Annotated in this window: 6 protein-coding genes; 4 read left to right on the top strand and 2 right to left on the bottom strand. The window is 70.1% G+C overall.

The genetic code is table 11. From position 1 onward, the window contains the following. Positions 1–580: 580 nt before the first annotated feature. The gene (locus tag AB0M95_RS10585; protein WP_363761899.1) at positions 581–2,665 is read left to right on the top strand and encodes a S9 family peptidase; all 2,085 of its coding nucleotides are present in this window, start codon (positions 581–583) and stop codon (positions 2,663–2,665) included. Then, entirely contained in the window at positions 2,662–3,669 is a 1,008-nt protein-coding gene (gene mgrA, locus AB0M95_RS10580) for an L-glyceraldehyde 3-phosphate reductase (RefSeq protein WP_363761897.1), read from the top strand. Before AB0M95_RS10585 ends, mgrA begins: the two co-directional genes overlap by 4 nt. A 7-nt stretch (positions 3,670–3,676) precedes the next feature. On the opposite strand, the gene AB0M95_RS10575 is transcribed toward mgrA, so the two are convergent. Continuing rightward, positions 3,677–6,247: a lysylphosphatidylglycerol synthase domain-containing protein gene (locus tag AB0M95_RS10575; RefSeq protein ID WP_363761895.1), complete on the bottom strand. Its 2,571-nt coding sequence runs from the start codon at positions 6,245–6,247 to the stop codon at positions 3,677–3,679. A 276-nt stretch (positions 6,248–6,523) separates the two neighbouring features. On the opposite strand from AB0M95_RS10575, the gene AB0M95_RS10570 reads away from it, so the two are divergent. After that, positions 6,524–8,539 carry a molybdopterin oxidoreductase family protein gene (locus AB0M95_RS10570; RefSeq protein ID WP_363761893.1) on the top strand — a complete coding sequence of 672 codons (2,016 nt, stop codon included), beginning with the start codon at positions 6,524–6,526 and terminating at the stop codon, positions 8,537–8,539. 8 nt (positions 8,540–8,547) lie between these two features. Here AB0M95_RS10570 and AB0M95_RS10565 read toward each other — a convergent pair whose 3' ends face one another. Beyond that, positions 8,548–8,997: a GNAT family N-acetyltransferase gene (locus AB0M95_RS10565; RefSeq protein ID WP_363761891.1), complete on the bottom strand. Its 450-nt coding sequence runs from the start codon at positions 8,995–8,997 to the stop codon at positions 8,548–8,550. 122 nt (positions 8,998–9,119) lie between these two features. Here AB0M95_RS10565 and AB0M95_RS10560 point away from each other — a divergent pair, with 122 nt between their 5' ends. After that, positions 9,120–9,572, top strand: a complete 453-nt coding sequence (locus tag AB0M95_RS10560) for a hypothetical protein (RefSeq protein WP_363761889.1) — start codon at positions 9,120–9,122, stop codon at positions 9,570–9,572. Positions 9,573–9,593 lie beyond the last annotated feature (21 nt).

Here is a 9,593-nt window from a genome sequence, read left to right as displayed (position 1 = left end):
ACCGGCAGCCCGCCATGAGAGACGGAGGTTCATGCATGATTCATGCACTGGCTTTTAACACACTGTTGAGTTCTCAAGAAACGGACGCGTACACCATCACCCGAACCCGACCAGGGATCCGAACTCCGGGGCTTCCATCTCGTGTGCCTTCAGGCTATCAAGTCGCTTGACCGCCAGCAAATCGCACCGTTACCAGCACTTGACTTGCGACCCAGCAAACCCACTAGCATTCAGGCCGCCCCGTCTCCAGGGCAACCCCTCTACTTTAGACCAACCCGCCCCGCATGGCAAGCGAAGTTTGGAAGATCTTTTAGAGAGGATTGCCAGCACCTCTGGCCAGGCTCACGCGCCACTCACCCGGAGGTGATCTGCGGTGGGATTGGCCGGTCGATGCCGACAACAAAAGATTAGCAGCCCCCGAGAGCACTGGCGCACACGTCGCGACGGCCCCACAAGCCGAGGCCCCACAAGCCGAGGCCCACCAAACCGAGGTCCATCGACCGCCACCTGCCCGTCAGCACGCCTGAACGGCTCGCCGTCAGACCAGATGAGGGCGAGGGCGCGTCCTAGACTCGGCCAAGTGAGCAGCGACACGCCTCCCGTGGCGAAGAAGGTTCCGGCCGAGCGGACTCATCACGGCGACACCGTGATCGACGACTACGCATGGCTGACGAACAAGGACGACCCTGACACGGTCGCGTACCTGGAGGCCGAGAACGCCTTCACCCACGACCAGACCGGCCACCTCAAGGACCTGCAGGAAGCGGTCTTCCAGGAGATCAAGGCCCGCACCCAGGAGACCGATCTCTCCGTCCCCGCGCGCAAGGGCGGCTGGTGGTACTACTCGCGGACCGAGGAGGGCAAGCAGTACGGCATCCAGTGCCGTCTGCGCGTCGAGGGCGACACCCCGCCCGAGCTCAAGGCCGGTGAGCCTCTGCCGGGCGAGCAGGTGCTGCTGGACGGCAACGTGCTCGTCGGCGACAGCCCGTTCTTCGCCATGGGCACCTCGGCCGTCAACCCCGACGGTTCGGCGCTCGCGTACTCGACCGACTTCAGCGGCAACGAGCGCTTCACTCTGCGGTTCAAGAGGCTGGACACCGGCGAGGTGCTGGCCGACGAGATCCCGAACATCTTCTACGGCGGCGCGTGGGCGGCGGACGGTTCGGCGTTCTTCTACACGACCGTGGACGACGCGTGGCGCCCGTACCGCGTCTACCGTCACATGATCGGGACGTCGGCCGACGAGGACGTGCTGGTCTACGAGGAGTCCGACGAGCGGTTCTGGGTCGGTATCGGCCTCACCCGCAGCGAGCGGTTCGTCGTCCTGAGCGCGGGCAGCAAGATCACCAGTGAGGTGCGCGTCCTCGACGCCGAGTACCCCACGGGCGAGTTCGCGGTGGTCCGTCCGCGTCGGACCGGGGTGGAGTACACCATCGACCACCAGGGTGACCGCTTCCTGATCCTGCACAACGAGGGGGCGCGGAACTTCGAGATCGCCGCCGCGCCGATCGACGACCCCGCCGCGTGGACGCCGCTGGTCCCGCACCGGGAGGACACCCGGCTGCTGGACGTCGACGCCTTCTCCGACCACCTGGTGGTGCACTTCCGCCGTGACGGCCTCACCGGCATCCGGGTGCTGCCCGAGGACGGCGAGCCGTACGAGATCTCCTTCCCGGAGCCGATCCACACCGCCGAGCCCGCGGGGAACCCGGAGTTCCACACCGGCAGGCTGCGCCTGGCGTACGCCTCGATGGTGACGCCGCCCTCGGTGTACGACTACGACCTCACCTCACGCGAGCTGATCCTGCTGAAGCGGCGTCCGGTGCTCGGCGGGTACGAGCCCGAGGACTACGAGCAGTTCCGCGAGTGGGCGGTCGCCGAGGACGGTACGCGGATCCCGGTGTCCATCGTGGCCAAGAGGGGGACGCCCCGTCCCGCGCCCACGGTGCTGTACGGCTACGGCAGCTACGAGGCCTCGATCGACCCGTCGTTCTCGGTGGCGCGGCTGAGCCTGCTGGACCGCGGCATGGTGTTCGCCGTCGCGCACGTCAGGGGCGGCGGCGAGATGGGCCGCCGGTGGTACGAGGAGGGCAGGCTCTCCAACAAGAAGAACACCTTCAGCGACTTCGTGGCGGTCGCGCGCCACCTCAAGCGTTCGGGCTGGTCCAGCGAGATCGTGGCGCGGGGCGGATCGGCGGGCGGCCTGCTGATGGGCGCCGCGGTGAACCTCGCGCCCGAGGAGTTCTCAGGCGTTGTGGCCGAGGTCCCGTTCGTGGACGCGCTGAACACGATCCTCGATCCGTCGCTGCCGCTCACGGTCATCGAGTGGGACGAGTGGGGCGATCCACTGCACAACCCTGACGTATACGCGTACATGAAGTCGTACACCCCGTACGAGAACATCAACGACCGGACGTACCCACCCATTCTCGCGATCACCAGCCTCAACGACACCCGCGTCCTGTTCCACGAGCCCGCCAAGTGGGTCGCCAGGCTCCGCGCCACCGCCGCCGGAGGCCCCTTCCTGTTGAAGACGGAGATGGGCGCCGGCCACGGAGGCAGGAGCGGGCGGTACGACGCGTGGCGCGAGGAGGCGTTCACCCTCTCGTGGATCCTCGACCGGGCCGCCACGGGAGCGACAGAAGACACCGAGGAGAAGAAGTGACGTATTCGGCATCGAGCGATCGTTACGAGCGGCAGCCCTACAACCGGTCCGGCAGGAGCGGCCTGAAGCTTCCCGCGGTGTCGCTCGGGCTCTGGCACAACTTCGGGGACGACAAGCCGATCGAGACCCAGAGGGCCACCCTGCGCCGGGCCTTCGACCTCGGTGTGACGCACTTCGACCTGGCCAACAACTACGGCCCCCCGGCCGGCTCCGCCGAGCGGAACTTCGGCCAGATCTTCGCACAGGACTTCAGGCCGTACCGCGACGAGCTGATCATCTCGACCAAGGCCGGGTACGACATGTGGCCCGGCCCGTACGGCGAGTGGGGCTCGCGCAAGTACGTGCTGGCGAGCCTGGACCAGTCGCTGGTGCGCATGGGCCTGGACTACGTCGACATCTTCTACAGCCACCGGCCGGACCCGGACACCCCGCTGGAGGAGACCATGGGCGCGCTGGACACGGCCGTCCGGTCGGGCCGGGCGCTGTACGCGGGCATCTCCAACTACAACCCCGAGCAGACGCGCCGCGCCGCCGAGATCCTGCGGCGGCTCGGCACGCCGCTGCTGATCCACCAGCCGAACTATTCGATGTTCGACCGCTGGATCGAGGACGGTCTGCTGGACACGCTTGAGGCCGAGGGCGTCGGCTGCATCCCGTTCTCGCCGCTGTCGCAGGGCATCCTCACCAACCGGTACCTCGACGGCATCCCCGAGGGCTCGCGCGCCTCCAAGGAGCGGTTCCTGCGGCCGAGCCACATCACCGAGGACGTGCTGCGCCGCGTCCGCGCGCTGAACGAGATCGCCGCGGGCCGCGGGCAGTCGCTCGCGCAGATGGCGCTGTCCTGGGCGCTGCGCGACGCGCGGATCACCTCGGTGCTGATCGGCGCGAGCAGCGTGAAGCAGCTCGAGGACAACGTCGCGGCGGTGGACAACCTGGAGTTCTCGGCCGACGAGCTCGCCGCGATCGACAAGGAGATCGCCGAGCCGGGCCGCAAGGTGCTCTGAGGGAAACCTAGAGGGCGTCGTGCCGCTGGAGCCAGGCGAACGACGCCCACCCCGGCAGGACGGGCAGCCAGAACGTCAGCAGCCGGAACAGCAGGACGGCCGAGGTGGCGACGGTGCCGGGCAGCCCGGACAGCGTCAGGCCGAGTGAGAGGGACGCTTCGACCGCGCCCAACCCTCCGGGGATGGGCGCGGCGGAGCCGATGGCGTTGCCGGCGAGGAACACCACGGCGACGGACGTGAAGGGGAGCGAGCCGCCGAAGGCGCGGACGCAGGCGTCCAGGCAGACGATGAACGCGAGGGTCAGCAGCAGCGTGCCGCTGACCCCTTCCAGGATCTTGCGCGGCGACTGCAGGACGTCCAGCAGCCTGGGGATCACCCCGGAGAACAGCGGCTTGATGCGCCCGGCGACCAGGCGCCGCAGTTGCGGGACGGCCAGGACGAGCAGGACGACCACGCCGGCGGACAGCAGGCCGATGACGATGCCCCGGGACGGGCTCACCGATGGGGCGGCCTTGGTGCCCGTGACGTAGCCGAACAGCAGCAGCAGCACGATGTGGAAGCCGAGGCCGACGAGCTGGGAGGCGCCCACGCTCGCCACCGCGAGCCCTGGGGCGATGCCGCGTTTCTGCAGGTAGCGAGTGTTGATCGCGACACCGCTGACCGCCGCGGGCGCGACGAGCTTGACGAACGAGCCCGCGAACTGCGCCAGCACCGTACGGCCGAGAGGCAGGGCCTCGGGGACGAAGCCGCGCAGCATGAGCGCGGCGGCGACGTAGCTCATCCCGGCGGCGGCGAGCGCGACGCCGCCCCAGCCCCACTTGGCCGAGGTGACGACGTCCGCGAGGTTGACCCGGCTGAGCTGGGAGAGCAGGAAGTACGCGGCCAGGGCGCTGGCGATGATCGTGACGACGGTGCGCGGCCGGAACCGCTCCAGGCGTACCTCTTCGACCTCGACCTGCGGGGTGAGCGCGACGATGTGCTCGCGCAGGGCCGGCAGCAGTTCCTTGTTCTTGCCGACCTCGGCGCGGGTGCCGCGGGTGAGGGCGATGCGCTGGAGCAGCGGCAGGGCCCCGGCGAGAGCCTGCTTGGGCATGACCTTCGAGGCCGACACCACCGAGCGCTCGGGGCCGACCCGCAGGGCGAGGTAGGTGAGCAACTGGGCGACGTCCAGGCGCAGCAGCAGGTCTCCGGCCGCGATCTCGCCGCTGCGGGCGTCCATCAGGACGACCTCGCCGCCGTGCAGGTGGATGCTGTCGCCGGTGAGGCGGCGGTGGGCGAGCCGCTGCGCCTGGAGCAGCTCGACCTGCTTCCAGATCTTGATCAGCAGCTCGTCGGTGAGCTCGTCGTCGGCGACGTCCTCCAGTGCGCGGGTCTCCAGGTGCTCGTACGCGAGCAGGGCGGCGTCGGTGCCGATCTCGCTGGTGCCGACCAGGCGCGGGGTGTTCGCCCCGACGGCCTGGGCGGCGTACGCCATGAGGGCCTCGCGCTCCAGCTCGGCGCGCAGCGAGCGGATGGCGCGGCGGCGGGTCTCGGAGTTGAGGCGGATGCGCCGCCACAGGCGGTAGAGGACGCCGGAGACCTGCCGGTCGCGGTCGAGGACGGTGACGTCGAGGCGGCGCTCGTCGGACATGGTCACGGCGTAGCGGCGGCTGCCCTGCGGGTCGTCGTTGATGCGCCTCGCCTTGACGGGGACGAACCCGAGGCGGCGGAGGGTGGCGATGACCGTGCTGCCGGGCGGGCGGGTGTTGGGGCTGCCGACGACGTACAGCGTGGCGTACCCGATGGCGAGGCCGACCAGATAGGTGACGAAGACGCCGAGAGCGGTGGCCTCGGCGCCGGTGAACAGGGCGAAGACGTCCAGGGCGATGGCCATCCACATCACCGCGCGCCAGGTGGGGCGGCGGGAGATGCGGACGGCGGTGACGTAGGCGACGACGGAGGTGAGCAGGGTGTTGATCGGCTCGACCGAGCGTCCGCCCGTGAGGAGTTGGCGCAGGTCGCCGGGACCGGCCACGGCCAGCCACTCGCCGAGCACGAAGGAGGCGAGCATGCCGGTGATGGCCGCGATCAGTCCCTCGGCGACGCGCAGCCCGTCGCGGTGGAAGACCCGTTCGACGGCGTAGGCGGCGGGCACGGCGAGGACGGCGGTGCCCGCGAGGAAGGCGGCCACGCCGATCAGCAGGTCGGGGGCGCGGCTCGTGCCGTCGGTGACGTCCTTCTCCAGCCCGTCGAGCGTCTGCTTGGCGACGAGCGCGAGGAGGATCACGGCGGCGAGCGCGGCCAGCGTGGCGAGGAAGCGGAGGGCGTCCGAGGGACGGCGGATGCGCTGGGGCAGCAGGGGCTCGACGACGAGCACGAGGGAATCGCGGGAGGCGTCGGCGGACGGGCCGGCCTCCTGGGCCTCGCGCCGTGCCTCGGACCGGGTCTCGGGGGCCGCCTCCGCGTGGACCGCCGCGTCGTGCCCCTCTTCAGCCACCGACTCGCGCGATGGATCGTGCGCGGTCACGTCGGCGTCGGCCGCGGAGATCTGCTCCCCCGCCGCTTCCTCCGCCTCGTCACGTTGCCTGATTTCGGTCACCGCCGACGTCTGCACTCGTCTCGCGTCATATGATCTTCCTAGCCCTAGTTCGCGTTGATCGCGCAGGGCCGACGGAAATCGGCGGCCCTGTTTCCGGGCGTTCTTGGCGCGCGCCCGGCAGGCCGCCGGAGTTCGGTCGCCCCCGGCCATTCGTTGACACTCTACGGCGCGTCCGCCGGTGGGGGACCAGCCGGACGAGACATGATCGATGGTGATGGTGCGGACACCACACGGGGTCCCATGGATTGGTAATGACCGCCCAGGTAGCGTTTATTCATGACACGTGAGCTGAACGTGCTGGGGGCGTGTCCGCTGGACTGTCCGGACACCTGCTCGTGGGTGGTGACCGTCAGGGACGGCGAGGCGGTGGGCCTGCGGGGCAACCGGGACCAGCCGTACACGCGCGGCGCCCTCTGCGTGAAGGTGAATCGTTATCTCGAGCACACCAAGGCCGCCGACCGCATCCTGCACCCGATGCGCCGGGTCGGGCCGAAGGGGTCGGGCCGCTTCGAGCGCATCTCGTGGGACGAGGCGCTGGACGAGATCGCGACCCGGCTCACCGCGATCATCGACGAGTTCGGCGGCGAGGCGATCTGGCCGTACCAGGGGACGGGGACGCTCGGGTACATCCAGGGCGAGTCCGGACTCGCCGGGCAGCGGCTGTGGAACGCCCTGGGGGCGTCGCGGCACGACCTCAACATCTGCTCGCGGGCGGGGAACCTCGGACTGGCGCGCACGAACGGCACTCCGGGCGGCATGGACCCCGAGACGTTCGCGCTGTCCAAGCTGATCCTGCTGTGGGGTACGAACACGCTCACGAGCGGCCATCACCTGTGGAAGTTCATCCAGGAGGCGCGCGCGAACGGCGCCCACGTCGTCGCGATCGACCCGATCAGGACCCGCACGGCGGACCAGGCCGACGAGTACCTGGCCATCCGGCCGGGGACGGACGCGGCGCTCGCGCTGGCCCTGATGTACGTCGTCCTGAACGAAGGGGCCGAGGACCGCGACTACCTGGAGCACCACACCACCGGCTGGGAGGATTTCGAGCGAGAAATCCGCAAATATCCGCCGAAGGTGGCCGCCGAGATCACCGGCATCCCCGAGAAGGACATCCGCGCCCTCGGCGTACGCCTGGCGCACACCCGCCCCACCGGCATCCGCGCCACGATGGGCATCCAGCGCCACCAGGGCGGCGGCACGGCCATGCGCACGATCGCCTGCATCCCCGGCGTCACCGGCGACTGGAAGTACCCCGGCGGCGGCCTGGCGTACTCCACCAGCGCCTACGTGCCGCTGCGCGTCGACTCCCGGCGCGAGTTGCTGCCCAAGCCCGTGCGCACGCTCACGATGACCCGCCTCGCCGAGGGCCTCGCCGACACCGAGAAGCCCGTCAAGTGCCTGTGGGTCTACGGGGCCAACCCGATGGGCAGCACGTCGGACCAGAACCGGATCCGCGAGGGCCTGCTCAGGGAGGACCTGTTCACGGTCGTGATGGAGCAGTTCCCCACCGATACCGTCGACTACGCCGACATCGTGCTGCCGGCGACCATGCAGTTCGAGCACATGGACCTGCACCACGGGTACGGCCACATGTACCTGCTGTGGAACGAGCCCGCGGTGGCCCCCGCCGGGGAGTGCCTGTCCACCACCGAGACGTTCCGCCGGCTGGCCCGCCGTCTGGGCCTGACCGAGCCGTCCCTCTACGACTCCGACCTCAAGATCGCCGAGGAGCTGCTGTCGGCGGACCACCCGGCGCTGGCGGGCATCACGGTCGAGGGGCTCCGCGAGAAGGGCTGGGCGCGGCTCAACTACCCCGAGCCGTTCGTGCCGTTCACCGACGGGTTCCCGACGCCGTCGCGCAGGCTGCGGTTCGTCCCCGAGGGCAAGGGGTACGTCCCGCCCGCCACGATCCGCCCCGACGGGCCGTACAAGCTCGCGATGATCACCCCGGCGTCGCACGTGTTCCTCAACACGGTGTTCGGCAACAACCCCGAGCTGACCCGGCGGGCGGGCGCGCCGAAGGTGATGGTGAACGAGAAGGACGCCGCCGACCGCGGCCTGAGCCACGGGCAGCGGGTGCGGGTCTTCAACGACAACGGCGGGATGACGGCCGAGGTGGAGATCACCGACCGGGTGGCCCCCGGCGTGGTCGCGACGCCCAAGGGGAGCTGGCCCAAGCTCAGTCCGGGAGGGACCAACGTCAACGCGCTGGTGGACGAGCGCGACGCCGACATGGGCAGGGGCGCGGTCTACCACGACAACCTCGTCGAGATCGGCCCGCTCCCCTAGGGCTCGCCTCAGAGGGCCAGCTTGAAGCCCACGTGGGAGTCGACGAAGCCCAGCGAGGTGTAGAAGCGGTGGGCGTCGGGGCGGGCCTTGTCGCTGGTGAGCTGCACCATGCGGCAGCCGCGCTCGCGCGCCCTGTCGATGGCCCACCCGATCATGGCGCGCCCCAGTCCCTGGCCGCGCGCGCCCGCGCCGACGCGGACGGCCTCGATCAGCGCCCGCTCCCCGCCCCTACGGGACAGCCCGGGGATGTAGGTGACCTGCATGGTGCCCACCACATGGCCGTCCGCCTCGGCGACCACCAGCTCCTGGCGGGGGTCGCGGTCGATGGCCTCGAAGGCGGTCATGTAGGCCTCGTCCTGGGGGTCGCCTTCTCTGGCCGTCGCGATGGGATCGTCGGCGAGCATGGCCACGATGAGGGGGACGTCCTCCCGGCGCGCGGGACGAAAGATCACAGACATATTCAAAGGGTAACGGGACCGGTCCGGCGAACACGTGCCCCCGGAAACCGAACGCGGCTCAGGGGAGGATCAGGGTTCTCCCCCGATGTACCGAAGGCGTCACACAGGGCACTCTGGATGCCATGAACGAACTGACTCGGCGCGACGAGATGTCGCTCGCCGGCGCCGCCCTGCGGGGCGCGCCCTGGAAGGCCGCGGCGATCACCGGTACGGCGGCCGCGGCGATCAGCTTCACGATGGGGGCCATCCTGCCCGGCCCCGCCGACCTGACCTGGGCCCTGTGCCTCGGGATCAGCCTCTTCAGCCTGGTCGCCGCCGTCGGCGCCGTCCGCAAGCCCGACGTCGGCGACAGGGTGACCCGCCAGGCGCGGCTGTGGTCGCTGCGGCACCCGTGGAGGTTCTCGCTCTACCCGGGCATCGGCGCCGCCGTCCTGATGTACCCGATCCAGCTCATCTTCGACCAGGAAGGCGTGTTCGGCGCCGCCTGGGACGCGCTGTGGGGCGGCGCGCTGGTCTACCTGATCGCGGCCCTCGGCACGCTCTCGCTCAAGGGAAAGGCCAGGTCCGCCCGCTGAGCCGGCCGGCGGGGGCCCTGG

Source organism: Sphaerisporangium sp. NPDC051017 (assembly GCF_040683095.1).
GTDB lineage: Bacteria > Actinomycetota > Actinomycetes > Streptosporangiales > Streptosporangiaceae > Sphaerisporangium.
Note: the sequence above shows the minus strand (reverse complement) of the source record. Positions and strands in the feature narration are given on the sequence as shown.